This is a genomic window from Microbacterium proteolyticum (genome assembly GCF_029639405.1).
Classification (GTDB): domain Bacteria; phylum Actinomycetota; class Actinomycetes; order Actinomycetales; family Microbacteriaceae; genus Microbacterium.
The window spans coordinates 3,092,949-3,117,552 of sequence record NZ_CP121274.1 but is presented as its reverse complement, the minus strand read 5'-3'; the positions used below and the strand labels follow the sequence as shown (position 1 = coordinate 3,117,552).

Annotated in this window: 19 protein-coding genes; 14 read left to right on the top strand and 5 right to left on the bottom strand. The window is 70.8% G+C overall.

Annotated elements, in window-relative coordinates; all coding sequences use genetic code 11:
- Positions 1–17 precede the first annotated feature (17 nt).
- The 6 genes from frr to P8R59_RS15585 are packed head-to-tail and all read left to right on the top strand — an operon-like array spanning position 18 to position 3,969.
- Positions 18–572 carry a ribosome recycling factor gene (gene frr / locus P8R59_RS15610; RefSeq protein WP_076490281.1) on the top strand — a complete coding sequence of 185 codons (555 nt, stop codon included), beginning with the start codon at positions 18–20 and terminating at the stop codon, positions 570–572.
- Positions 573–575: 3 nt separating this feature from the next.
- Entirely contained in the window at positions 576–1,625 is a 1,050-nt protein-coding gene (locus P8R59_RS15605) for a phosphatidate cytidylyltransferase (protein WP_278101807.1), read from the top strand.
- The gene (locus tag P8R59_RS15600; protein ID WP_077051615.1) at positions 1,622–2,188 is read left to right on the top strand and encodes a DivIVA domain-containing protein; all 567 of its coding nucleotides are present in this window, start codon (positions 1,622–1,624) and stop codon (positions 2,186–2,188) included. The genes P8R59_RS15605 and P8R59_RS15600 overlap by 4 nt, the downstream gene beginning before the upstream one ends.
- Positions 2,189–2,235: 47 nt before the next feature.
- Complete coding sequence (locus P8R59_RS15595) at positions 2,236–2,952, top strand: transglycosylase SLT domain-containing protein (protein ID WP_278101806.1); 717 nt, start codon at positions 2,236–2,238, stop codon at positions 2,950–2,952.
- A gap of 7 nt (positions 2,953–2,959) precedes the next feature.
- Positions 2,960–3,247 carry a hypothetical protein gene (locus tag P8R59_RS15590; protein ID WP_278101805.1) on the top strand — a complete coding sequence of 96 codons (288 nt, stop codon included), beginning with the start codon at positions 2,960–2,962 and terminating at the stop codon, positions 3,245–3,247.
- Complete coding sequence (locus P8R59_RS15585) at positions 3,247–3,969, top strand: alpha/beta hydrolase (protein ID WP_278101804.1); 723 nt, start codon at positions 3,247–3,249, stop codon at positions 3,967–3,969. The genes P8R59_RS15590 and P8R59_RS15585 overlap by 1 nt, the downstream gene beginning before the upstream one ends.
- A gap of 3 nt (positions 3,970–3,972) precedes the next feature.
- Here the strand turns inward: P8R59_RS15585 and P8R59_RS15580 are convergent, their stop codons facing one another.
- Positions 3,973–5,046: an AI-2E family transporter gene (locus P8R59_RS15580; protein WP_077051611.1), complete on the bottom strand. Its 1,074-nt coding sequence runs from the start codon at positions 5,044–5,046 to the stop codon at positions 3,973–3,975.
- Positions 5,047–5,218: 172 nt separating this feature from the next.
- Between P8R59_RS15580 and P8R59_RS15575 the strand changes: the two genes are divergently transcribed.
- Both P8R59_RS15575 and P8R59_RS15570 read left to right on the top strand, forming a co-directional pair.
- A complete protein-coding gene (locus P8R59_RS15575) occupies positions 5,219–7,024 on the top strand; it encodes a glycosyl transferase (RefSeq protein ID WP_278101803.1) in 1,806 nt (601 codons plus the stop codon).
- Entirely contained in the window at positions 7,021–7,971 is a 951-nt protein-coding gene (locus P8R59_RS15570; protein WP_278101802.1) for a tetratricopeptide repeat protein, read from the top strand. The genes P8R59_RS15575 and P8R59_RS15570 overlap by 4 nt, the downstream gene beginning before the upstream one ends.
- 54 nt (positions 7,972–8,025) lie before the next feature.
- Here the strand turns inward: P8R59_RS15570 and glgB are convergent, their stop codons facing one another.
- From glgB to glgX, 3 genes are all read right to left on the bottom strand, one after another.
- Positions 8,026–10,164 (bottom strand): 1,4-alpha-glucan branching protein GlgB, encoded by a 2,139-nt coding sequence (glgB, locus tag P8R59_RS15565; protein WP_278101801.1) that lies wholly within the window; start codon positions 10,162–10,164, stop codon positions 8,026–8,028.
- Positions 10,161–12,245, bottom strand: a complete 2,085-nt coding sequence (locus tag P8R59_RS15560; protein ID WP_431606862.1) for a maltotransferase domain-containing protein — start codon at positions 12,243–12,245, stop codon at positions 10,161–10,163. Before P8R59_RS15560 ends, glgB begins: the two co-directional genes overlap by 4 nt.
- An 84-nt stretch (positions 12,246–12,329) precedes the next feature.
- The gene (gene glgX, locus P8R59_RS15555; protein ID WP_278101800.1) at positions 12,330–14,420 is read right to left on the bottom strand and encodes a glycogen debranching protein GlgX; all 2,091 of its coding nucleotides are present in this window, start codon (positions 14,418–14,420) and stop codon (positions 12,330–12,332) included.
- A gap of 47 nt (positions 14,421–14,467) precedes the next feature.
- On the opposite strand from glgX, the gene P8R59_RS15550 reads away from it, so the two are divergent.
- From P8R59_RS15550 to ligA, 3 genes are all read left to right on the top strand, one after another.
- On the top strand, positions 14,468–15,652 hold the full coding sequence (locus tag P8R59_RS15550; protein ID WP_278101799.1) for a cysteine desulfurase family protein: 1,185 nt from the start codon (positions 14,468–14,470) through the stop codon (positions 15,650–15,652).
- Positions 15,653–15,661: 9 nt separating this feature from the next.
- Positions 15,662–16,759 (top strand): tRNA 2-thiouridine(34) synthase MnmA, encoded by a 1,098-nt coding sequence (gene mnmA / locus P8R59_RS15545; RefSeq protein WP_278101798.1) that lies wholly within the window; start codon positions 15,662–15,664, stop codon positions 16,757–16,759.
- 156 nt (positions 16,760–16,915) lie between these two features.
- Complete coding sequence (gene ligA / locus P8R59_RS15540; RefSeq protein ID WP_278101797.1) at positions 16,916–19,324, top strand: NAD-dependent DNA ligase LigA; 2,409 nt, start codon at positions 16,916–16,918, stop codon at positions 19,322–19,324.
- A gap of 60 nt (positions 19,325–19,384) precedes the next feature.
- Here the strand turns inward: ligA and P8R59_RS15535 are convergent, their stop codons facing one another.
- Positions 19,385–21,073: a long-chain-fatty-acid--CoA ligase gene (locus tag P8R59_RS15535; protein ID WP_278101796.1), complete on the bottom strand. Its 1,689-nt coding sequence runs from the start codon at positions 21,071–21,073 to the stop codon at positions 19,385–19,387.
- Positions 21,074–21,133: 60 nt separating this feature from the next.
- On the opposite strand from P8R59_RS15535, the gene gatC reads away from it, so the two are divergent.
- The 3 genes from gatC to gatB are packed head-to-tail and all read left to right on the top strand — an operon-like array spanning position 21,134 to position 24,467.
- Positions 21,134–21,433 (top strand): Asp-tRNA(Asn)/Glu-tRNA(Gln) amidotransferase subunit GatC, encoded by a 300-nt coding sequence (gatC, locus tag P8R59_RS15530; RefSeq protein WP_077051602.1) that lies wholly within the window; start codon positions 21,134–21,136, stop codon positions 21,431–21,433.
- Positions 21,430–22,950, top strand: coding sequence for an Asp-tRNA(Asn)/Glu-tRNA(Gln) amidotransferase subunit GatA (gatA, locus tag P8R59_RS15525; RefSeq protein WP_278101795.1), 1,521 nt, complete (start codon positions 21,430–21,432; stop codon positions 22,948–22,950). The genes gatC and gatA overlap by 4 nt, the downstream gene beginning before the upstream one ends.
- Positions 22,950–24,467, top strand: coding sequence for an Asp-tRNA(Asn)/Glu-tRNA(Gln) amidotransferase subunit GatB (gene gatB / locus P8R59_RS15520; RefSeq protein ID WP_278101794.1), 1,518 nt, complete (start codon positions 22,950–22,952; stop codon positions 24,465–24,467). Before gatA ends, gatB begins: the two co-directional genes overlap by 1 nt.
- Positions 24,468–24,604 lie beyond the last annotated feature (137 nt).

Below are 24,604 nucleotides of genomic sequence, written 5' to 3'. Positions count from 1 at the left end.
CAACGAATGGAGTCACCGTGATCGCCGATGTCCTCGCCGATGCCGGAGCGCGCATGGATCGCGCCGTGGAGGCCGCCAAGGAGGACTTCGCGACCGTCCGCACCGGGCGCGCGAACCCCCAGATGTTCCAGAAGGTCCTGGTCGACTACTACGGCTCTCCGACGCCCCTCGCTCAGCTCGCCTCCCTCAACAACCCCGAGGCCCGCACGCTCGTGGTGAACCCCTACGACAAGTCGGCGCTCAAGGCCATCGAGCAGGCCATCCGCGACATGCCGAACCTCGGCGTCAACCCCACGAACGACGGCAACATCGTCCGCGTGACGATGCCCGAGCTGACGGAGGACCGTCGCAAGGAGTACGTCAAGATCGTGCGCGGCAAGGGCGAGGACGCGAAGGTGCAGGTGCGCAACCTCCGCCGCAAAGCGAAGGACGACCTCGATGCGCTCAAGAGCGACGTCGGAGAAGACGAGCTGGTGCGCGCCGAGAAGGAGCTCGACGGTGTGACCCGTGCGCACGTCGACGCCATCGACGAGGCGCTCAAGCGCAAAGAGGCCGAGCTGCTCGAGGTCTGACCCATGCCCCAGGCCCCCGACGACGATGTGACCGCGCCCGCCGAGTCGCCCTCCGGACGGAGGAGCGACGCTGCGCGGCGCACGCCTCCCACCGGTGAGACCGTGACCGCGATCGAGTCGCAGTTGCGCGCCATGCGGACGGATGCCGAGCAGCACATCGCTCACGCGCGCGCGGAGTTCGACCAGGCCAACGAGCGCATCAAGCAGCGCACGGGCCGCGACCTGATCGTGGCCAGCCTGATCGGCGTCGCGATCGGCGTCGTCGTCATCGCCTCGCTCATCTTCGTCAAGTGGCTGTTCGCCTTCTTCGCGCTCGGCGCGATGGTGCTGGCCGTCCTCGAGTTCTCGCGCGCACTCCAGGTGTCGGGACGCCGGGTCGACGTGGTTCCCCAGCTGACGGCGGGCGTGCTCCTGCTGGCGAGTGGCTTCCTCGCGGGCCTGTGGCTGCACTGGGTGGCCGTGTTCGTCGCGGTCGCCTTCGTCATCGTGTGGCGCCTCACCGCCCAACTGCACGCGAATGACGGCAGAGCGCGCACCGAGGTGCTCGCCGACGTTCTCGTCGCGGCGTTCGTGCAGCTCTACGTCCCGTTCCTGACGAGCATGGCGCTGGTCCTGCTCGCGCAGGACGGCGGTGAATGGTGGGTCCTGGCGTTCCTGGTGCTCGCGGTCGTGGCCGACACGGGCGCGTACGTCTCGGGCCTCACGTTCGGTCGGGGCGGGCGGCATCCGATGGCCCCGCGGATCAGCCCGAAGAAGACGTGGGAGGGCTTCGCCGGCGCGTGCGTCGCCGCACTCGCGGCGGGCGTGCTCCTCGCCGTGTTCATGCTGCAGGTGCCGTGGTGGACCGGACTCATCTTCGGTGCGGTCGTGCTCGCCACCGCCACGGTGGGCGACCTCGGCGAGTCGATGCTCAAGCGCGACCTCGGCATCAAGGACATGAGTTCGTGGCTGCCGGGGCATGGCGGCGTCCTCGACCGCCTGGACTCGATCCTCCCGTCCGCGACGGCAGCGCTGGCGATGTACTACCTCCTCTCGCCCCTGGGAGCGTCATGACAGATACCCGCACCGACCGCTCGACGCCCTTCCCCGACGCCCCCGGACGCAAGAAGGGCTACGAGAAGCGGGCCGTCGACACCTTCCTCGAGAAGGCGCGCGACGCATTCGAGGCCGATGAGCCCGGCGCCCTCCGCTCGACCGAGGTGCGCTCGGCATCCTTCCCGCTCGTGCGGGGCGGCTACGCGATCGGACCAGTGGATGCCGCGCTCGGACGGGTCGAGGACGCCTTCGCCGCCCGCGAGCGCGAGTACGCCCTCTCACGGCTCGGTGCGCGCGCCTGGGTCGCCGAGACCCGCGACACCGCGCAGGTCGTACTCGACCGCCTCTCCCGCCCGCGCGGGGGCCGGTTCGACCGCGTCGGCGTGTTCCGCTACGGCTACAGCGTCCGCGAGGTCGACATCGTGTCCGACCGCATCGCGCGCTATCTCGCCACGGGCGACGCCATCACGGCCGAGCAGGTCCGTTCCGTCGCGTTCCGTGTGCAGCGCGGAGGCTACCGCGAGACGCAGGTCGACGCCGTGCTGGACGCCGTCGTCGAGGTCATGCTCGCGGTGGGCTGACCCTCGCGTAGCCTGCAGCCGAACCGATCGGTAGACTCGAGCGCACTGTGACTTCCGGATCCGATCTCACGCGTGCCTCTTCGCGGCGTGTGGCCCGTCGTGGCCACGCCGTGGCAGACGTCGTGCACCCGGCCCCGTCCGGGCGTCGCGGACCGCACTGGTCGCGTCGCCGCGGCGTCGTGGCGGTCTTCGCCGCGTGCGCGGCGCTCGCGTTCACCGGCGCCTACGTGGGCCCGATGGGCGGCGCGATCCTGCGCGCCCAGGCCGACGAGCCGAAGACCGTCACCCTCTACGCCGAGGGGCTCGACGACGCGCAGCAGGTCTCCACGGGGGGCGAGAAGCAGGCGCCGACGCTCGACCGGTCGAGCTACAACGTGTACGTGAAGCCGAAGCCCACGCCCACTCCGACGCCGACGGCCACGAAGTCGTCGACGGGATCGGACGCTTCGAGCGGGGGGAGCAGCGGCCCCCTCTACTACACGGGTGGAGGTGCGCCCGCGGAATGGATGGCGGCCGCCGGGATCTCCGACGCCGACATGGGCTACGTCGACTACATCGTCAGCCGCGAGAGCGGCTGGAACCCCAACGCCACGAATCGCTCGTCCGGGGCCTGCGGGCTGGTCCAGGCCCTCCCGTGCAGCAAGGTCCCCGGCAACGGGTACGACCCCGTCGACAACCTGCGGTGGGCCACCGGCTACGCCACCGGCCGGTACGGGAGCTGGGCGAGCGCGTACGCGTTCTGGACCAGCAACCACTGGTGGTGACGGGCGCGTGCCCCGCTCCCGGAAGCGTCGGCCCTCGAGCGACCGATCCGACGCGTCACTCGACCGGCTGATCGCCGGCTGGAAGCGCACCGAGGTCAAGCGCGGCGCCGAATGGACGATCCAGCCGCTGTCGGCGGCGCAGGCGCAGAAGCCGTACATCTGCCCGGGATGCGGGCGGACCGTCGAAGTCGGTGTGGCTCACGTCGTCGTGTGGCGCGCGGATGGAGTCCTGGGCGACTCGGCGGATCTCGCCGCTCGCCGCCATTGGCACAACCCCTGTTGGAGGATCGCCTGATGGAGATACGCGGACCCGTGCTGCTTCCCGCCCGCCGGGAGGACATCGAGCTCACCACCGTCGATGACCTGACCCTGGTCGGCGAGCTGGCTCTTCCCGAAGCCCGTGAGCCCGTCGCCACCCTCGTGACGCTGCATCCGCTGCCGACGGCCGGTGGGTTCATGGACTCGCACATCCTGCGCAAGGCGGCGGGCCGCCTCCCGGCCCTCGCCGACCTCGCCGTGCTCCGTTTCAACACCCGCGGCACGACCTCGCCGAGGGGCACGAGCGAGGGCACGTTCGACGGCGGCGCGTCCGAGGTCTTCGACGTCGCGGCGGCGATGGACTTCGTCCGCGAGCGCGGCCTGCCCCGGCCGTGGCTCCTGGGATGGTCGTTCGGGACGGAGCTCGCGCTGAAGTACGGTCGCGACCACGACATCGAGGGCGTCATCCTGCTCTCCCCGCCCCTGCACCGGGCGACGGCCGACGAGGTGGCCGCGTGGGCGGGCGACGAGCGCCGCATGGTGGTCCTCGTGCCCGAGTTCGACGATTACCTCCGGCCCGCCGAGGCGCGCGAGCGGTTCGCCTCGGTTCCGCACGCCGACCTCATCGCCGTCGACGGCGGCAAGCACCTCTGGGTCGGGGAGACGCAGACGCGTCGCGTCCTGACGGAGATCGTCGCCGCGGTGAATCCCGACGCGCTCCCGCTTCCGGTGGAGTGGGACGGTCCGGTCGGCGACTGAGTCTCAGCGCTCGTTCTGCCGCGGGATGATGACCTCGCGGTAGATGATGAGGATGCTCGCCGCCACGGGGATGGCGATCAGCGCACCCAGGAGGTTCAGCAGCGCGCCTCCCGCCAGCGCGGAGATGACGACGACCGAGCCGGGCACCGACACCGCGCGGTTCATGATGCGCGGCGAGATCACGTACGCCTCGATCTGCATGTAGACGAGGTAGTAGATCGCGGCCACGATGGCCGTCGTCGGAGACCCGAGCCCCGGGATCAGGCACGTCAGGACGATGATCGTCGAGCCGGTGAGAGTCCCGACGAGGGGGATCAACGAGAAGAAGAACGCGATCACCGCGAGCACCGCGGGGAAGGGCGCCTGGATGATGCTCAGGAAGATCGCGCTCAGGATGCCGTTGATCACACCCAGGCTGACCTGGCCCATCACGTAGTAGCCGACCGAGTCGGTGATCTTCTCGGAGAGTTCGATGAAGCGCGCGCGCTTGGATGCCGGGACCAGCTGATACACGGCCGACTTCAGCGACGGCGTGGAAGCGGTGAAGTAGATCGTCAGGATGAGGACGATGAAGGCCCCGCCCAGTCCCGCGGCGACGGCGCCGCCGATCGTCAGGAGGCTGTTGCCGATCATCGTGGAGATGGACCCGACGTCGAGCGTCGAGAACCAGTGCTGCACCCCGGCCCACACCTCGTCGATCCGCAACCAGGGGAAGTTGGCCGTCACCCACTCCTGGACTCCGGTGACGATCTCGTTCCACTTGCCGGGCTGCAGCAGACCCTCGATCTGCGTGATCAGCTGCGTGATCTGGCTCACGATGATCGGGACGACCATGAAGATGATGCCGGCGAAGACGCCGAGGACCCCGAGGATCGTGAGCAGCACCGCCGCCCAGCGCGGCAGTCCGCGCCGCTCGAGGAACGACACCACCGGGTCGAGTCCCAGCGAGAGGAAGAGTGCGGTCCCCACGTACAGGAGGATCGTGGAGAGGTTCTGGATGCTCACGATCACCAGGAGCCCGACTCCGACACCGAGGGTCGCGAGGATCGCGACTCGGAAAGGATTGTGGATCTTCATCCGCAGCGACTCCTGCCTCCGGCGGGCGAGCGTGCCCGTCTCGAAAGGATACTGAGCGGGGCGTCGTCCCGGCACCGTCAGGCCTCGCCGCGAACTTTCAGCCGGGCTCGGCTAGTCTGAAACGTCGATTCTTCGGTGGCCGCCCGAGTCGCCGGTGGGGATGGTGTGTAGCGTGAGATTCGTCTGGGCCGTGGTGGCGTTCGTCATCGCCGCCGTCTTGATCGGCGCGGGCATCGCCCAGCGCACCGTCTTCCAAGGTCCGTCGGAGGCGACGGAGTCGATCCAGACCGACGGCTCGACGGCCTACACCTTGATCGACGGTGCCGTCCTCGGCAGCCTCCCGGGCGCGCAGTCGCTCCGGGTCGCGGGCGAGGGGGAGGTCTTCGTCTCGTACGGCCGCACATCCGACATGCAGGCCTGGCTCGCCGACGTCCCCTACACCGCGGTCACCCTCGGGCAGGAGAACGCCGTCCAGACCGCGCTCGTCCCGGCTTCGGTGACTCCGCCGGCATCGGACGCGACGACCACCGCTCGCACGCCCGCGGGATCCGACCTCTGGCTCGACGAGTACCAGCAGACCGGGTCGCTGAGCACGACGCTGCAGCTCCCGTCCGACATGAGCGTTCTCGTCGCGAGCGACGGCACGGCTCCGGCGCCGACCGATGTCTCCGTGACCTGGCCCATCGACAACTCCACTCCCTGGGCGGGACCGTTGATCGCCGGGGGAGCGATCGCCCTGCTGGCGGGCATCGTGCTATATCTCCTGGGGATCCGCCACGTGCGCCGCTCCCGACGGCCTCGGCGCAAGGGCCTGCCGCTGCCGGTCACCGAGCCCATATCGATCGCCGATGCCGATGCGGCGGACAAGGGCGTCATCAACTCGTCGCCGTCGCGCCGCAGCCGCGGCGCCCTCGGCCCGGGGCGCCGTGCGCTGATCGCCGTTCCCGCGCTCGGGCTCTCCGCCGCGCTGTTCGCGGGCTGCTCCGCCGACGCGTGGCCGCAGCTCGCGGCGAGCGAGAGCCCCAGTCCGACGCCCACGGTCATCGTCCCCGAGGGGCAGTTCCCCCCGGCCGTCACCGAGAACCAGGCCGCGAAGATCGTCTCGCGGATCGCCACGACCGTGGCTCAGGCGGACGCCGCCCTCGACGCGACCGCCGCCGAGACCCGGCTGACGGGCCCGGCACTGGCTGAGCGCAAGACCAACTACACGCTGCGCGCGGCGCTGCCCGATCGCCCCGCGCTCCCGGCGATCCCCGCCGAGCCGGTGCAGATCACCCTCCCGCAGACGACGGGCACGTGGCCGCGCACGGTGATGACGGTGGTCGAGTCGGCGGATGCCACCTCGCCGTCGACGTCGATCATGATGATGACGCAGGACGACCCGTGGTCGGAGTACCGGGTGTCCTACATCGGCAACCTCGAGGCATCCACGAACCTCCCGGAGCTCGCTGCTCCATACGTGGGCGCGACGCAGGTGCCGCCGGACTCCTCGTTCCTGGTCATGCAGCCCGACCAGGTCGCGGCCGCGTACGCCGATCTCATCAACAACGGCCAGAACAGCGCGTCGTGGGCCGCGTTCGACACCGCCAACGACCTTCTGCTCCCCGCGATCGAGGAGAACAAGAAGAACCGCACGGACGAGCTCAACCAGACCGGTCAGGGCACGGCGGAGATCAGCTTCTCCGCATCCGCGGGCCCGGCGGCGCCCATCGCCCTCGCCACGCTCGACACGGGCGCGATCGTCGCGGTCAACGTCTACGAGAGCGACACAGCGAAACCGACCAACGCGGATGCCGTGATCAAGCTCGACAACAACCCCGCGGTGAAGGCCCTCACCGGCGTCGACCAGTCGGCGACCGGCTTCACCACGACGTACACCGATCAGATCTTCTTCTACGTGCCCAGCCAGGGGTCCAGCGACCAGATCCGACTCCTGGGCTACCGTTCCAGCCTCCTCGAAGCGAAGGTGTCACCGTGAGCACTCCCACCCCCGGTTCCGTCCTCCGCGGCGCCGTCGACCTGTCGTCGCTGCGCAACCGTCCTCAGTCCCCCGCGGCGCCCGCCGACGGGTCCGCCCCGACCGCGGCCGGCGGGGCGCCGGCGCCGTCGTTGGTGTTCGACGTCACAGACGCGTCGTTCGGTCAGGTCCTCGAACTGTCGCGCAGCGTGCCGGTGGTCGTCGACCTCTGGGCCGAGTGGTGCGGCCCGTGCAAGCAGCTCAGCCCGATCCTCGAGAAGGTCGTGGCCGAGCTCGCCGGCAAGGTCGTGCTCGCGAAGGTCGATGTCGACGCGAATCCACAGCTCGCCCAGGGATTCCGCGCGCAGTCGATCCCGATGGTCGTGGCCCTCGTCGCGGGTCAGCCCGTGCCCCTGTTCACCGGCGCCGTGCCCGAGCAGCAGGTCCGGGAAGTGTTCGCGCAGCTCCTCCAGCTCGCGGCGCAGCACGGCGTGACCGGCACCGTTCCCGTCGACGGCGCCGAAGCCGGGTCCGAGGAGCCGGTGGAGCAGCCGTTGCCTCCGCTGCACGCGGAGGCGTTCGCCGCCATCGAAGAGGGCGACTACCCCCGCGCCATCGCCGCGTACGAACAGGCTCTCGCGGAGAACCCGCGCGACGCCGACGCACGGGCCGGGCTCGGTCAGGTGCGCCTGCTCGACCGCGTGCAGGGCGCCGACCTGCAGGCGGCCCGCGCCGCGGCGGCGGCCGCTCCGACCGACATCGAGGCGCAGTTCACGGTCGCCGACCTCGACATCGCCGGCGGCCACGTGGAGGACGCGTTCGCGCGTCTGCTCGATCTCTTCGGTGCGCTGCCCTCCGACGAGCGCGCCCCCGTGCGGGAGCGTCTCCTGGAGCTGTTCGGCCTCATCGGCGACGAGGACCCCCGCGTGATCCGGGCGCGGTCGCGACTGGCATCCCTGCTGTTCTGACGACGACACGAGAAAGGCCCCGTCCGCGGACGGGGCCTTTCTCGTCGTCGGGACTCAGTCCGCGCGGTGATGAAGCCAGAGGACGCCGAGCGGGGGGAGCGTCAGCACGGCGCTGCCGCGACCGTCGGTCGTGATCGCGCCGAGGTTCCCCTGGCCCGAGCCGCCGAACGCCTCCGCGTCGCTGTTGAGCACCTCGGTCCAGGTGCCGGCCTCGGGGAGGTCGAGCGGGAAGTCGCCGAGGGGGACGCCCGAGAAGTTGCAGACGACGGCCAGGGTGTTGCCGTGGTGGTCGCGCCGCGCGAACGCGAGCGCGTTCGGATTCCATGCGGGCGCCCCGAGGCGCGAGAAGGCCGCACCGTCGTGGTCGCGCGACCACAGCGGCGCCTGCTCGCGGTAGACGCGGTTCAGCTCGGCGACGAACGAGTGGAGCTGGGCGTGCGACGGCTGGTCCAGCATCCACCAGTCGAGACTGCGGGACTCGGACCACTCGGACATCTGCCCGAACTCCTGACCCATGAACAGCAGCTGCTTGCCCGGGTGACCCCACATGTACGCCAGGAACGCGCGCATGTTCGCGAGCTTCTGCCAGTGGTCGCCGGGCATCCGACCGAAGAGACTGCCCTTGCCGTGGACGACCTCGTCGTGGCTGATCGGCAGGATGAAGTTCTCGCTGAACGCGTAGACGAACGAGAACGACAGCTCGCCCTCGTGGTGCGAGCGGTACATCGGGTCGCGGGCGATGTACTGGAGCGAGTCGTTCATCCAGCCCATGTTCCACTTGAACCCGAAGCCGAGGCCCGCGTGCGCCGTGGGCGCCGTGACGCCGGGGAAGCTGGTGGACTCCTCCGCGATCATCGCGATCCCGGGGTAGCGCTTGTAGGCGGTCGCGTTCACCTCCTGCAGGAAGCGGATCGCCTCGAGGTTCTCGCGGCCGCCGAACTGGTTCGGTGCCCACTCGCCGTCGTTGCGGGAGTAGTCGAGGTACAACATGGATGCCACGGCATCCACGCGGAGCCCGTCGACGTGGAACTCCTCGAACCAGTACAGCGCGTTGGCGACGAGGAAGTTGCGCACCTCGTTGCGGCCGTAGTCGAAGATCAGCGTGCCCCAGTCCTTGTGCTCGCCGCGACGGGGGTCGGGGTGCTCGTAGAGGGCTTCGCCGTCGAACTTCGCGAGGGCGAAGTCGTCCTTGGGGAAGTGGCCGGGAACCCAGTCCATGATCACGCCGATGCCCGCCTGGTGCAGACGGTCGATCAGGTAACGCAGGTCGTCGGGGTCGCCGAAGCGGCTCGTCGGGGCGTAGTAGCCCGAGACCTGGTAACCCCACGACCCGCCGAACGGGTGCTCGGAGAGGGGCAGGAACTCGACGTGCGTAAAGCCCTGGGCGCCGACGTAGTCGATGATCTCGTCGGCGGCATCCCGGTACGACAGACCGGGGCGCCACGAGCCGAGGTGCAGCTCGTAGATCGACATCGGCCGGTCGATGGGGGCGGTGCGGGATCGCTCCTCCAGCCACGCGTCGTCGTCCCAGCGGTAATCGGACGAGGTGACGACGGATGCCGTCGCGGGCGGGGTCTCGGCGAGACGGGCCATGGGATCGGCCTTCTGGATCCAGGCACCCGCCCGGGTGAGGATCTCGAACTTGTAGCGGGCGCCGACGCCGACCTCGGGCACGAACAGCTCCCAGACCCCGCTGCCGCCCATCGAGCGCAACGCGCTCCCGGAACCGTCCCACCCGTTGAAGTCGCCGATCACGCGTACGGCGCGGGCGTCCGGCGCCCACACCGTGAACGCCGTACCGGCAGAACCGTCGAGCTCGCGGACGTGCGCGCCCAGGACGCGCCACAGCTCCTCGTGGCGGCCCTCCGAGATGAGATGGAGATCGAGCTCGCCCACCGAGGGAACGTGACGGTACGGGTCGTCGGCGATGTGGTCGGCGCTCCCGTCGTACGCGGCGCGCACGCGGTACGCACCGGGAGCCGTGGCGTGCAGACCCTCCCAGATGCCGGAGCGCGTGTGCGACAGCTCGACGGTCGAGCCGTCCTCGAGCTCGACCACCACCTCGCGGGCGAGCGGACGCCGGGTGCGGATGACCCAGCCGTCGGCGGTCTCGTGGGAGCCGAGGATGCTGTGCGGGTCGTGGTGGGCGCCGTGGGCGACGGCATCCAGGAGTTCTGAGGGAAGAGCGGTCATCGGGACTCCTTCACGTGCAGGATGTGCACGGGTTCGTCGAATGCGTCCAAGCGCACGAAGTTGTGGTCCGTCCAGGTCCAGACGGCGCCCGTCACGAGGTCTTCGACCTCGTAGGGCGTCCCGGGCTCGACGCCCCACAACGTCGTGTCGAGGTGCACCGTCGTCGCGCGCGTGGAGTGGGGGTCGACGTTGGCGACGACGATGATCGTGTCGGACACTCCGGTGGGCGAGAGAGCCGCATCGAGATGCTTCGCGTAGACGAGGATCGCGTCGTCGTCGCTCCACTGGACGTGGAGATTGCGCAGCTGGCCCAGAGCCGGGTGATCACGACGGATGCCGTTGAGTCGACGCAGATACGGGGCGAGCGAGTCGCCCGCCGACTCGGCGCCCGCCCAGTCGCGGAACTTGTACTCGTACTTCTCGTTGTCGATGTTCTCTTCGGAACCGGGACGCGCAACGTTCTCGTACAGCTCGTACCCCGCGTAGACGCCGTAGGTCGGGGCGGCCGTGGCCGCCAGCGCCGCACGGATCTTGTACGCCGGGCGGCCTCCGAACTGCAGGTACTCGGTGAGGATGTCGGGGGTGTTCACGAAGAGGTTCGGACGGAGGAAGTCGGCGGTCTCGTGCGCGAGGCCGTCGAAGAACTCCTCGAGCTCCTCCTTGGTGTTGCGCCAGGTGAAGTAGGTGTAGCTCTGCTGGAAGCCGGCCATCGCGAGTCCCTGCAGCGGGGCCGGTCGGGTGAACGCCTCGGCGAGGAACACCGCGTCGGGCTCCTCGGCGCTGACCGTGGCGATCAACCATTCCCAGAACTGCAGGGGCTTCGTGTGGGGGTTGTCGACGCGGAAGATGCGCACGCCCTGGGCGATCCAGTGCCGCACGATCCGCAGGACCTCGGCACGGATGCCGTCGGGGTCGTTGTCGAAGTTGACGGGGTAGATGTCCTGGTACTTCTTGGGCGGATTCTCGGCGTACGCGATCGAGCCGTCGGGGAGGGTCGTGAACCACTCGGGGTGCTCGGTGACCCACGGGTGGTCGGGTGATGCCTGCAACGCGAGGTCGAGCGCCACCTCGATCCCGTCGCTGCGCGCGGCGTCGACGAAGGCGCGGAAGTCTTCCAGCGTGCCGAGATCCGGGTGAACGGTGTCGTGCCCGCCGGCGGGGCCGCCGATCGCCCAGGGCGAGCCCGGGTCGCCGGGGGAGGTCACAAGGGTGTTGTTGGGTCCCTTGCGGTTCTGCTCGCCGATCGGGTGGATGGGGGGCAGGTAGAGCACATCGAAGCCCATGTCGGCCACACCGGGCAGACGATCCACGGCTGTGCGGAACGTACCGCTGACCACGGAGCCGTCCTCGGCCCGGGTCGCGCCCTCGGAGCGCGGGAAGAACTCGTACCATGCGCCGACGCCGGCGCGTTCGCGCTCGACGAGCAGCTCGGCATCCTTGCCCGCCGACGCGAGCCCCATGACCGGGCGCACCGCGAAGATCTCGGCGATCGCGGGATCGCGCACGACCTGGAGGGCGACGTCGTCGTGCGTCTCGGGGTCGCGGAGGGTCCGCGCGGCGGCGTAGAGCACGTCCTTGTCGCTGCCGGGCCGTTTCTTCTCGCCCCGGGCGCGGTCGAAGAGCTGCGCCCCCATCTCCCGCATGAGCGCGGAGTCGACGCCGGCCGCGATCTTCACCTCGGCGGCGTGCTCCCACGTGGCGAACTCGTCGGCGAACGCCTCGAACCGGAACCGCCAGACGCCCTGCTCGAGCGGGGCGATCAGGGTGGACCAGCGATCGAACCCGTCGTTCAGCGGCGAGAGGCGGTGCAGCGACTCGTCGCCGGAGGGCGAGAAGAGTCGGACGTGCACGCCGATGCGGTCGTGACCCTCGCGGAAGGCGGTCACGGTGAACGGCACCGCCTCACCCACGAAGGCCGAAGGTCGGAACCGACCCCCGGGAACGTGCGGATGGGGGAGCGCCAGCGGGATGCGCGGCGTCACCACGCCCTTCGCGGGCGTCGGTTTGATCGGTCGCACGGGGATCGAGGCGGCGCTGCGCCAGGGGTGAACGGGCGAAAGTGTCGTCGTCGTGGTGGCCACGGTCCGAACCTACCGTGGCCCGGCGACGTTCCCCCAGGGCTTGCCGCGGGCCTTGACAGACCGACCCGATCCTCCGACGCCGAGTCAGCCCCGGGACTCGACGCGGAACAGCCGCATCGACGTGCCGACGAACGGGAGGACTTCACCCGGAGCGATCCTCGGCATGTCGTCCGACGGGGTCTCGTCGGCGCTCGACCACAGCGACACGTACTCCACGTCGTCCGTCAGGACGGGCAGGGTCACCTCGACGGGGCTCTCGTTGCCGTGGACGACGAGCAGGATGCGATTGAGCTCCTCGTTCTCGGGCGTGGAGGTCGCGAGGTACTGCAGGGTGCGGTGCGAGGGGTCGGTCCAGCGGTCGCTCGACATCGTCTCGCCGTGCTCGTCGTACCAGTCCATGAGCGACGCGGAGGGGATCCGTTCGCCGAGGCGGGCGAAGTGCACAGGTCGCAGGGCCGGGTTCTCACGGCGGAGAGCCAGGAGGCGCTGAGTGTGCGCGAAGAGGTCCTGCTGCCAGGGCGCGAGGTTCCACGACAGCCACGTCAGCGGCGAGTCATGGCAGTAGGCGTTGTTGTTGCCGCGCTGCGTGCGCCCCATCTCGTCGCCCGCGGTGATCATCGGAACACCCGCCGACAGCAGGAGAGTGCCGAGGAGGTTGCGCATGGCCTTCCGGCGGGTGGCGAGGATGCGAGGGTCGTCGGTCTTGCCCTCGGCCCCGTGGTTGTAGGAGCGGTTGGTGTCCGCGCCGTCGCGGTTCTGCTCGCCGTTGCCGAGGTTGTGCTTGACGTCGTACGAGACGAGGTCGCGCAGGGTGAATCCGTCGTGCGCCGTGACGAAGTTGACGCTGGCGAGCGGTCCGCGCTCCTGGGAGAACGTGTTGGACGATCCCGCCAGCCGGGTCGCGAAGCCGCCGATGCCGACCGGCGCGGTGCTGGCGCGCCGGGCGTAGTCGACGTCGCTGAGCCAGAAATTGCGCACGCGGTCGCGGTAGCGGTCGTTCCACTCGTGCCAGCCGTCGCCGAAGTTGCCGGTCTGCCACCCGCCCATGCCGACGTCCCACGGCTCGGCGATGAGCTTGGTGCCCGCGAGCACCTCGTCGTCGCGGATCGCCCGCAGCAGCGGATGTTCGGGATCGAAGGAGTGGTTCCCGTCGCGCCCCAGCGTGACGGCCAGGTCGAACCGGAACCCGTCGATCTGCACGTCCTCGGCCCAGTAGCGCAACGAGTCCAGGACGAGGCGCGCCGCGGCATCCGTCGACGTGTTCACGGCGTTGCCGCACCCGGTCACGTCGATATACACGCCCTCGTCGGTCTGGCGGTAGTACGAGCGGTTGTCGAGGCCGCGCAGGCTGGTCCGCGGGCCGCCGATCCCCTCTTCCGACGTGTGGTTGTACACGACGTCGAGGAGGACCTCGAGGCCCGCCTCGTGCAGCAGCCGCACCATGCCCTTGAACTCGCGCAGCACGGCTTCGGGGCCTTCCGCGCGGCTGGCGGCGGTGGCGTACGCGGAGTGCGGGGAGAAGAAGTTGAGCGAGTTGTAGCCCCAGTAGTTCGTCAGGCCCAGCTGGAGCAGACGCGGCTCGGTGGCGAAGGCGTGCACGGGGAGCAGCTCGATGCTCGTGACGCCGAGCGAGAGGAAGTGCTCGATCATCGCCGGGTGGGCCAGGCCCGCGTAGGTGCCGTGCAGGGCGGGCGGAACCAGCGGATGCCGCTTGGTGAGCCCCTTCACGTGTCCCTCGTAGATCACGGTGCGGTCCATCGGGACGCGGGGCTTGGCCACGCCGCCCCAGTCGAACCCGCCCTCGACGACGACGCCGCGCCAGTCGCCGTAGTTCCCCGACACCAGGCCTCGCGCGTACGGGTCGAGGAGGAGCGTCTCGGGGTTGAAGGTGTTGCCGGGACCGTGGGGTCCGCCGGCGCGCACCGCGTAGCGGGCGCCGGGCCGCAGAAGCGGCGTCGTCGCCTCGAACACGCCGTCGCCCGTCGCCGTCATCGGCAGCGTCTCGACGGCCCAGTCGAGGTCGACGTCGTCGAAGACGACGAGGTGCATCGCATCGGCGTTCCCGGACCAGACACGCAGTCTTCCTCCGTCGGGGCCGAGCCGCACGCCGAGGTCGTCGAAGGACGAGGCGAGGAGGGCAGGGCGGGGCGACAGGGCCGCTTCGGGTGGGACCATGCGTCCTAGGGTAGTGAAGGACGCGCACGAGACACCGGGGAGGGTGAATGCCGGTCTATCTCGACCATGCCGCGACCACCCCGCTGCGGCCCGAAGCTCGCGACGCGTGGCTGGCCGCGCACGAGGTGCTGGGCAATCCGTCGTCGATCCACGGCGCCGGTCAGGCCGCCCGGCGCCTCCTCGAAGACGCGCGCGAGCGTCTCGCCGAGGTGCTGGGATGCCAGCCCATCGAGGTCGTGCTGACCTCCGGCGGCACCGAGGCGACGAACCTGGCCCTGAAGGGTCTGTGGTGGTCGCGGGAGCCGTCGACCGACGCGATCGTGCTCCCCGACGGCGAACACCACGCGACGCTGGACACGGTCGCGTGGTTGACGCGTTCCGCCGAGGCGCGGGTGCGCCCGGTGGGGCTCGACGCGCTCGGCCGGATCCCCGTCGCCGCGTTCGCCGCGGAGCTTCCGCACGCGGCCCTGGCCACCGCGCTCGTGGCCAACAACGAGGTCGGAACGGTGCAGGATGCCGCCGGCCTCGCCCGTGCCTCCGCCGAGGCCGGCGTTCCCCTGCATCTGGACGCGGTGTCGGCGCTCGGCCAGGTCGACGTCGACTTCTCGGGCTGGCGCGGCGCCGGAGACGGCCCCGGTGGCCTGGTCGCCCTGTCCGTCTCGGCGCACAAGGTCGGCGGACCCGTGGGCGTCGGCGCGGCGGTCGTCTCTCGGCACGCCCGGCTGACGCCGCTGCAGCACGGGGGCGGTCAGCAGCGCGGACTGCGCGCCGGCACGCAGGATGCCGCCGGGGCGGCCGCCTTCGCCGCCGCCGCGATCGCGGCCGAGACCGAGCGCGAACGGGAGACCGTGCGACTCGAGGGCCTGCGTCGTCGCCTGGTCCACGGCATCCTCGGGGCGATCCCGACCGCGCGACTGCTCGGGGATCCCGATGACCGGCTCCCCGGCAACGCGCACGTGCTCTTCCCGGGTGCGGCGGGGGAGACGCTGCTGTTCCTCCTCGACATGGCGGGGATCTCGGTGTCCACGGGCTCGGCGTGTCAGGCGGGCGTCGCCGAACCCTCGCACGTCGTACTCGCCCTCGGGCTCGACGACCGTGCCGCCCGGTCGGTCCTTCGTCTGACCCTCGGGCGCACGTCGACCGAGGACGACGTGGATGCCGTGCTCGCGGCGCTGCCGTCCGCGTACGAGCGGGCCGTGGCATCCGGCGCCCGTTCAGCGGGCGGTTCGTAGACTGGGACGATGCGAGTTCTGGCGGCGATGAGCGGTGGCGTCGACTCCGCGGTGGCCGCGGCGCGCGCGGTCGAGGCGGGGCACGACGTCGTCGGCGTGCACCTGGCACTGTCGCGCGCGGGCGGGACGCTCCGCGCCGGGAGCCGCGGCTGTTGCACGATCGAGGACGCCATGGACGCCCGTCGCGCGGCGGACAAGCTCGGCATCCCGTTCTACGTGTGGGACTTCTCGGAGCGCTTCCGCGACGACGTGATCGAGGACTTCGTGTCGGAGTACCGCGCCGGCCGCACGCCCAACCCCTGCATGCGGTGCAACGAGAAGATCAAGTTCGCCGCTCTCCTCGAGCGCGCCGTCGAACTCGGCTTCGACGCCGTGTGCACGGGCCACTACGCCACGCTCGTCGACACGCCCGACGGGCGGGAGCTCCACCGGGCCTCGGATGCCGCGAAGGACCAGTCGTACGTCCTCGGCGTCCTGACGGAGGCGCAGCTCGCGCACACGTACTTCCCGCTCGGGTCGACACCGTCCAAGGCGGTCGTCCGCGCCGAGGCGGAGGAGCGCGGACTGTCCGTCGCGCAGAAGCCCGACAGCCACGACATCTGCTTCATCCCCGACGGCGACACGCGAGGGTGGCTCGCCGACCGCGTGGGCGCGGAGAAGGGCGAGATCCTCGACCGCTCCGGTGCGGTCGTCGGCACGCACGAGGGAGCGCACGCCTTCACCGTGGGCCAGCGCCGCGGACTGCAGCTGGGCGTCCCCGCCGCCGACGGCAAGCCGCGCTTCGTCCTCGAAGTGCGTCCCGTGAACAACACGGTCGTGGTGGGACCGAAAGAGGCCCTCGCCTGCGCCGAGATCTCGGGCGATCGCTTCTCCTGGGCGGGACGCGCCCCCTCCGCGGCGACCTTCGCGTGCCACGTGCAGATCCGCGCCCACGCCGATCCCGTGCCCGCCACCGCCGTGCTCGACGGAGGAGCGCTCACCGTGCGCCCCGAGGAGCCCTTCGACGGCGTGGCACCGGGGCAGACCGCCGTGCTCTACGACGGCACCCGCGTGATCGGTCAGTTCACGATCGCCCGGACGGTGTCGGCGGTTCCCGTCGGAGCCTAGGCCCGGGCGCGCGGCGACCCCGGCCCCGGGAGGGGATTCCGGGGCGGGCGGACCGGGATTGTGGCATCCGTCCGCCGCTCGCCGAATCTCCTCCCGTCGCGCGCGGACCCCGGGCAAGCCCCGGGCGGTGTCGGTGGCCCTGCCTAAGCTGGACGGGTGACCGAGCACGACCAGCTTCCCGACCTCACCCTCGACGAAGCGCGCACCGAAGCGGCCGATCTGACCGAGCGGATCGTCCATGCGCGCGACGCGTATTACGGGCGGGATGCCGAGCTCGTCGACGACGCGACCTACGACGGGTGGATGCATCGTCTCGAGGCCATCGAGCGCCTGTACCCCGAGCTGCAGGGGCAGGACAGCCCGACCCTGTCCGTGGGTGCGGCAGAGGCCACCGACCTCGTGACGATCGAGCACGCCGAGCGGATGCTGAGCCTCGACAACGTCTTCTCGCCGGAGGAGCTGCGCGACTGGGCCGTCAAGACCGAGGCCTCCGCCGGGCGGCCGGTGAACTGGCTGACGGAACTCAAGATCGACGGACTGGCGATCAGCCTGCGCTACGAGAACGGGGTGCTCACCTCGGCCGCGACCCGTGGCGACGGGCGCGTGGGCGAGATCGTGACCGAGAACGCGCTGCGGGTCGCCGGGATCCCGCGCGAACTCACCGGAGACGGCCACCCCGCGCTGGTCGAGGTGCGGGGCGAGGTCTTCATCCCCGTCGCGGCCTTCGAGAACCTCAACCGGCTGCAGGGCGAGTACCGTGAGCGCGCCGTGGCCGAGGCCCGGGAGCGCGCCGCCGCGCGCCGCGGCGGGGCGAAGGCGTTCGACCTCGAGAAGGCCGAGCAGGCGGCGGCGCGGCGGTTCCCGGCGTTCGCCAACCCGCGCAACGCCGCCAGCGGAGGGCTGCGCCAGCAGATCGAGAAGAAGTCGGGGCTCGAGCTCGAGGCGGGACTCGCCCGCATCGCCTCGCTCGCGCTCTACGTCCATGGCATCGGCGCGTGGCCGGATCCGCCGGTCGCCGCGCAGAGCGAGATCTACGATCTCCTGGCGTCGTGGGGGCTTCCGACGTCGCCCTACAGCCGCGTCGAATCGACCGTCGAGGGCGTGCTCGCCTTCGTCGCGCATCACGGCGAGCACCGCCACGACGTCGAGCACGAGATCGACGGCGTCGTCGTGAAGGTCGACGAGCTCGCTCTGCACGACGAGCTCGGTGCCACGAGCCGCGCCCCGCGCTGGGCGATCGCGTACAAGTACCCGCCCGAGCAGGTGAACACCAAGCTCCTCGACATCGTGGTGTCGGTCGGGCGCACCGGCCGCGCCACGCCCTTCGCCGTCATGGAACCCGCGCGCGTCGCGGGCAGCGTCGTGCGCCAGGCGACCCTGCACAACCAGGACGTCGTCAAGGTCAAGGGCGTCCTGATCGGCGACACCGTGGTGCTGCGCAAGGCCGGCGACGTGATCCCCGAGGTCCTCGGCCCCGTGGTCGAGTTGCGCGACGGCAGCGAGCGCACGTTCGTCATGCCGGCCGACTGCCCGGAATGCGGCACGCCGCTGCGCCCCGCCAAAGAGGGCGACATCGATCTCCGCTGCCCCAACGCGCGGTCGTGCCCCGCGCAGGTCCGTGGGCGCGTGGAGCACATCGGTTCGCGGGGCGCGCTCGACATCGAGGCGCTGGGTGAGGTGACGGCGGCGGCGTTGACGCAGCCCGATGTCCCCGCCGAGCCGCCGCTCGACACCGAGGCGGGTCTGTTCGACCTGACGCTCGAGCAGCTCGTCCCGATCGAGGTCGTCGTGCGCGACGCCGAGACGGGGGAGCGCAAGATCGACGAGAAGACCGGCGACGAGGTGCGGCGCGCGCCGTTCCAGAAGCTCGGACCTGCCACGTATCCGCCCGGTTCCGAAGACCTGGATCCCGCGGAGCGTCGGCGCCGCGGCATCCGGAAGGACTATCGCGAGGTCCTGCCCTCGGAGCAGGCCGTGAAGCTCGTCGCCGAACTCGAGAAGGCGAAGTCGAAAGACCTCTGGCGCCTTCTCGTCTCCCTGAACATCCGGCACGTCGGCCCGGTGGCGGCGCGCGCCCTGGCGCAGTGGTTCGGGTCGTTGGATGCCATCCGCGCGGCCTCGCGCGACGAACTCGCCGCGGTCGAGGGGGTGGGCGGCATCATCGCCGACGCCGTCATCGACTGGTTCGAGGTCGACTGGCACCGCGACATCGTCGATCGGTGGGCAGCCGCGGGTGTCCGCTTCTCCATCCCCGGGCATCCCGGCCCGGGGGCCGCGGCCGCCGCCGGCGGCGTCCTGACCGGTCTCACCGTGGTCGCGACGGGATCGCTCGAGGGATACTCCCGCGAGGGGGCGCAGGAGGCGATCATCGCCGCGGGAGGCAAGGCGGCCTCGAGCGTGTCGAAGAAGACCGACTTCGTCGCCGCGGGGCCGGGCGCGGGGTCGAAGTTGGCGAAGGCGGAAGAACTCGGCATCCGGATTCTGGATGCCGCGCAGTTCCGCGTGCTCGTCGAGCAGGGACCGGACGCGCTCCCTCCGGCTCCGGACGCCGCGACCGAGGGCTGAGTCGAGGCGCCCGGCATCCGCTCCGGTCGGTGAATCCCGGGGAGAGGCCGGCGGGTTCGCTCACTCCGCGAGCAGACGCTCCTTCACCTGGCGCCGGAGGACCTTGCCGATGAGCGACTTCGGCAGTTCGTCGACGACCACGATCCGGCGCGGCACCTTGTAGGGGGTCAGGATGCCGCGGGCGAAGTCGCGCAGCGCGTCGGGGTCGATCTCGGCCCCGGCGAACGGGACGACGGCGGCGACGACGTCTTCGCCCGAATGGTCGCTCGGGAGCCCCACCACGGCGACGTCGGCGATCGAGGGGTGCTGTCGCAGGACGTTCTCGACCTCGGTCGGCGCGACGTTGAAGCCGCCCGTGATGATGAGCTCCTTGATGCGGTCGACGATCCGGACGAATCCGCCTTCGTCGATCGTGACGATGTCGCCCGTGCGGAACCACCCGTCGACGAAGACCTCTTCGGTCGCCTCGGGCTTGCCGTAATAGCCCGAGAACACCTGCGGCCCGCGGACCACGAGCTCTCCGCGGCCACCCGGCTCGACGTCGGTGTGCGGGTCGTCGGGGTCGACGACGCGGCACTCGGTGCCCGGCAGCGGGAGCCCGACGGTTCCCGGCACGCGGTTCTCGGCCACGGGGTTGGCCATGAGCACGGGGGAGCACTCGCTCAAGCCGTACCCCTCGACGAGGTACCCGCCGGTGGCCTTCTCGAACGGGACCACCAGCTCATGCGGGAGGGCCATCGCGCCCGAGATCGCGATGTCGGTGCCGGCCAGCGACACGCCTTTCGCCTCGGCGGCGGCGAGCAGGCGCTCGGCGATCGGCGGCACGAGGGGCAGGAAGGTCGCGGGATGCCGCTTGGTGACGGCGAGGACGAGGTCGGGGTCGAACTTGGGGAACAGCACGAGTCGCGCGCCCATCGACATCGCGAACGTCAGGCAGAGCGTCAGACCGTACGCGTGGAACATCGGCAGGACCGCGTAGACGACGCAGCCCTCGCCGCGCACGATCGACGGCACCCACGCGCGGGCCTGCGCGGCGTTGGCGAGGAGGTTCGCGTGGGTGAGCATCGCGCCCTTGGGCGTGCCGGTCGTGCCGCTGGTGTACTGGATGATCGCGAGGTCGTCCGTGGCCGGGCGGGGGTGTGACGCGGGGAGCGGATCGTGGCGGAGGAGCTGGGCCCAGGGCTCGGCATCCGTCGTCTTCTCGGTCAGGGCCGCGCGCGCTTCCCGCGCCTTCGCGACGGGGAGGCGCAGGGCCACGCGCATGCGGAGCGGCATCGCCCGGGTGACGTCGACGGACACGAGGGTGTCCACCCGAAGGTCGGCGGGGAAGTCCTGCACGGTCTTCACGACCTTGCTCCACACGATGGCGTGCTTCGCGCCGTGATCCTCGAACTGCTTGCGGAGCTCCCGCGCGGTGTAGAGCGGGTTGTGCTCCACGACGACCGCGCCCAGGCGCAGCACCGCGTAGAACGCGACGATGTGCTGCGGACAGTTCGGCAGGACGATCGCGACGGGGTCGCCGGCACGCACGCCGTGCGCGGCGAGGGCCGCGGCGACGCGGCTCACCTCGGCCGACAGCTCGGCGTACGACGTCGTCCGACCGAAGAACTCCAACGCCGGGGCGTCGGGATAGTCGCGCGTGGAGGCGTCGAGGATGTCGACGAGCGAACCCGTCTGAGGTTCGAGGTCCTCCGGCACTCCGGCGGCATAGCTGGCGGTCCAGGGGCGAGGCGGGTCATAGCTCGTCACCGTCCCAGCGTAGGCCGGGGCCGGTCTCGGCGCGCGGTGCCCGCGAACTAGACTTGGCGGGTGTCTGAAATCACCCCTGATCTCGTGCGCCATCTCGGTGTGCTCGCTCGGATCGAGTTGAGCGACGAAGAGATCCAGAGCCTGACCGGCCAGCTGGATGCCATCGTCGACAACATCGCGAAGGTGTCCGAGGTGGCAACCCCCGACGTCTTCGCCACGAGCCACCCGATCCCGCTGCAGAACGTGTTCCGCCCCGACGTCGTGCAGCAGCAGCTGACCCGCGACCAGGTGCTGCAGAACGCACCCGACCAGGCCGACGGCCGGTTCCGCGTGACGGCGATCCTGGGGGAGGAGCAGTGAGCGACCTCACGCGCCTGAGCGCCGCCGACCTCGCCGCGGCCCTCGCGTCGAAGGAGGTGTCGAGCGTCGAGGCGACGCGCGCGCACCTCGACCGCATCGCCGCCGTCGACGGCGACGTGCACGCCTTCCTCCACGTCAGCGACCATGCTCTCGACGTCGCGGCGGACATCGACCGCCGCCGCGCCGCGGGCGAGGAGCTGCACGAGCTCGCGGGCGTGCCGCTCGCGGTGAAGGACGTGCTCGTCACGACCGACATGCCGTCCACGAGCGGATCCAAGATCCTCGAGGGCTACCTGTCGCCCTACGACGCCACCGTCGTCGCTCGCTCGCGCGCCGCCGGACTCGTGCCGCTCGGCAAGACGAACATGGACGAGTTCGCCATGGGCTCGTCGACCGAGTTCTCCGCGTACGGTCCGACGCACAACCCGTGGGACCTCGACCGGATCCCCGGCGGTTCGGGCGGCGGTTCGGCCGCCGCCGTGGCCGCATTCGAGGCCCCCCTCGCGCTCGGATCCGACACGGGCGGCTCGATCCGCCAGCCCGCGCACGTGACCGGCACCGTCGGCGTCAAGCCCACGTACGGCGGTGTCAGCCGCTACGGCGCGATCGCCCTGGCATCCAGCCTCGATCAGGTCGGTCCCGTGACGCGCACCGTGCTCGACGCGGGACTCCTGCACGACGTCATCGCCGGCCACGACCCGCACGACTCCACGTCGCTCACCGACGCGTGGCCCTCGTTCGCTGCGGCGGCCCGCGAGGGCGCCACCGGTGGGGTGCTGAAGGGCCTCAAGGTCGGCGTCATCCGCGAGCTCGACGACCGCGGCTTCCAGAAGGGCGTGTCCGACTCGTTCCGTGCCGCTCTCGCCACCCTGGAGGCTCAGGGCGCCGAGATCGTCGAGATCAGCGCCCCGCACTTCGAATACGGCGTGGCGGCGTACTACCTGATCCTCCCGGCCGAGGCATCCAGCAACCTGGCCAAGTTCGACTCGGTCCGCTTCGGTCTGCGGGTCACACCGCAGGGCACCCCGACGGTCGAGAACGTCATGGCCGCCACGCGCGACGCCGGGTTCGGTCCCGAGGTCAAGCGCCGCATCATCCTCGGCACGTACGCCCTGTCGGCCGGGTACTACGACGCCTACTACGGCAGTGCGCAGAAGGTGCGGACCCTCATCCAGCAGGACTTCGACGCCGCGTTCGCCGAGGTCGACGTGATCGCGACCCCGTCGGCGCCGACCACGGCGTTCCGCCTGGGCGAGCAGCTCGACGATCCGCTGCAGATGTACCTCAACGACGTGACGACCATCCCGGCGAACCTCGCCGGCGTCCCGGGCATCTCGATCCCGAGCGGCCTGGCCGAGGAGGACGGTCTGCCGGTCGGCATCCAGTTCCTCGCCCCGGCCCGTGAGGACGCACGTCTGTACCGCGTCGGCGCGGCGCTCGAAGCGCTGCTGGTCGACCAGTGGGGCGGTCCGCTTCTCGACCGTGCCCCCTCCCTCACGAACGGAGCGACCCGCTGATGGCCAAGGACGCGCTGATGGACTTCGACGAGGCGCTCGAACTGTTCGAGCCGGTTCTCGGGTTCGAGGTCCACGTCGAGCTCAACACGGCGACGAAGATGTTCTCCGCCGCGCCCAACCCCGCCAACGAGGCGAACCACGGCGCCGAGCCGAACACGCTCGTCGCGCCGGTCGACATGGGCCTGCCGGGCGCGCTCCCGGTCGTGAACGCCGAGGCGATCCGATCGTCGATCAGCCTGGGCCTCGCCCTCGGCTGCTCGATCGCGCCGTCGAGCCGGTTCGCGCGGAAGAACTACTTCTACCCCGACCTCGGCAAGAACTATCAGATCTCGCAGTACGACGAGCCCATCGCCTTCGAGGGATCGGTCGAGGTCGAGCTGGAGGACGGCACGATCGTCACCGTGCCGATCGAGCGCGCGCACATGGAGGAGGACGCCGGAAAGCTCACCCACATGGGTGGGGCGACCGGGCGCATCCAGGGCGCCGAGTACTCGCTCGTCGACTACAACCGCGCCGGCGTTCCGCTGGTCGAGATCGTGACGAAGCCCATCTTCGGCGCCGAGCATTCGGCTCCGGCGCTCGCGAAGGCGTACGTCGCGACGATCCGTGACATCGTCCGCGGTCTCGGCATCTCCGAGGCGCGCCTCGAACGCGGCAACCTGCGCTGCGACGCGAACGTGTCGCTGCGCCCCCGCGGCCAGGAGAAGCTCGGCACCCGCACCGAGACGAAGAACGTCAACTCGATGCGGTCGGTCGAGCGCGCGGTGCGGTACGAGATCCAGCGCCAGGCGGCGATCCTGGCCGCCGGCGGCACGATCACGCAGGAGACGCGCCACTGGCACGAGGACACCGGGCGCACGTCGCCGGGGCGTCCGAAGTCGGATGCCGACGACTACCGTTACTTCCCCGAGCCCGACCTGCTCCCCGTCGTGCCGGCGCCGGAGCTGATCGAGGAGCTGCGCGCCGCGCTGCCCGAGCCGCCGGCCGCACGCCGTCGTCGGCTCAAGGCCGATTGGGGCTTCGCGGACATCGACTTCCAGGGCGTCGTGAACGCGGGGCTGCTCAACGAGGTCGAGGCCACCGTCGCCGCCGGTGCGTCGCCCGCCGCCGCACGCAAGTGGTGGATGAGCGAGATCAGCCGCATCGCCAACGCCGAGGAGCGCGAGCCCGCTGAGCTCGTGAGCCCCGAGAACGTCGCCGCGCTGCAGCAGCTCGTCGACGCGGGCACGCTGACCGACAAGCTCGCGCGTCAGGTGCTCGAGGGCGTCATCGCGGGCGAGGGCACCCCGCAGGAAGTCGTCGACGCCCGCGGTCTCGCCGTCGTGTCCGACGACGGCGCGCTCATCGCCGCGATCGACGAGGCCCTGGCCGCCCAGCCCGACGTGCTGGCGAAGATCCGCGACGGCAAGGTCCAGGCCGCCGGCGCGGTCATCGGCGCCGTGATGAAGGCGATGAAGGGTCAGGCCGACGCCGCGCGCGTGCGCGAGCTCGTGCTGGAGCGCGCCGCCGCACAGTAAGCACCCCGGATGCCACGGCTCCGACGCTCCTCGCGGGCGCGGGCCGTGGCATCCGTCGTTCCCGGGGTGGGGCGGCAGCGTAAGCTCAGCGATTCGCCTTGGGTCAGTTGGCTTCGGGGGATTTGGGCTGAGGTTGC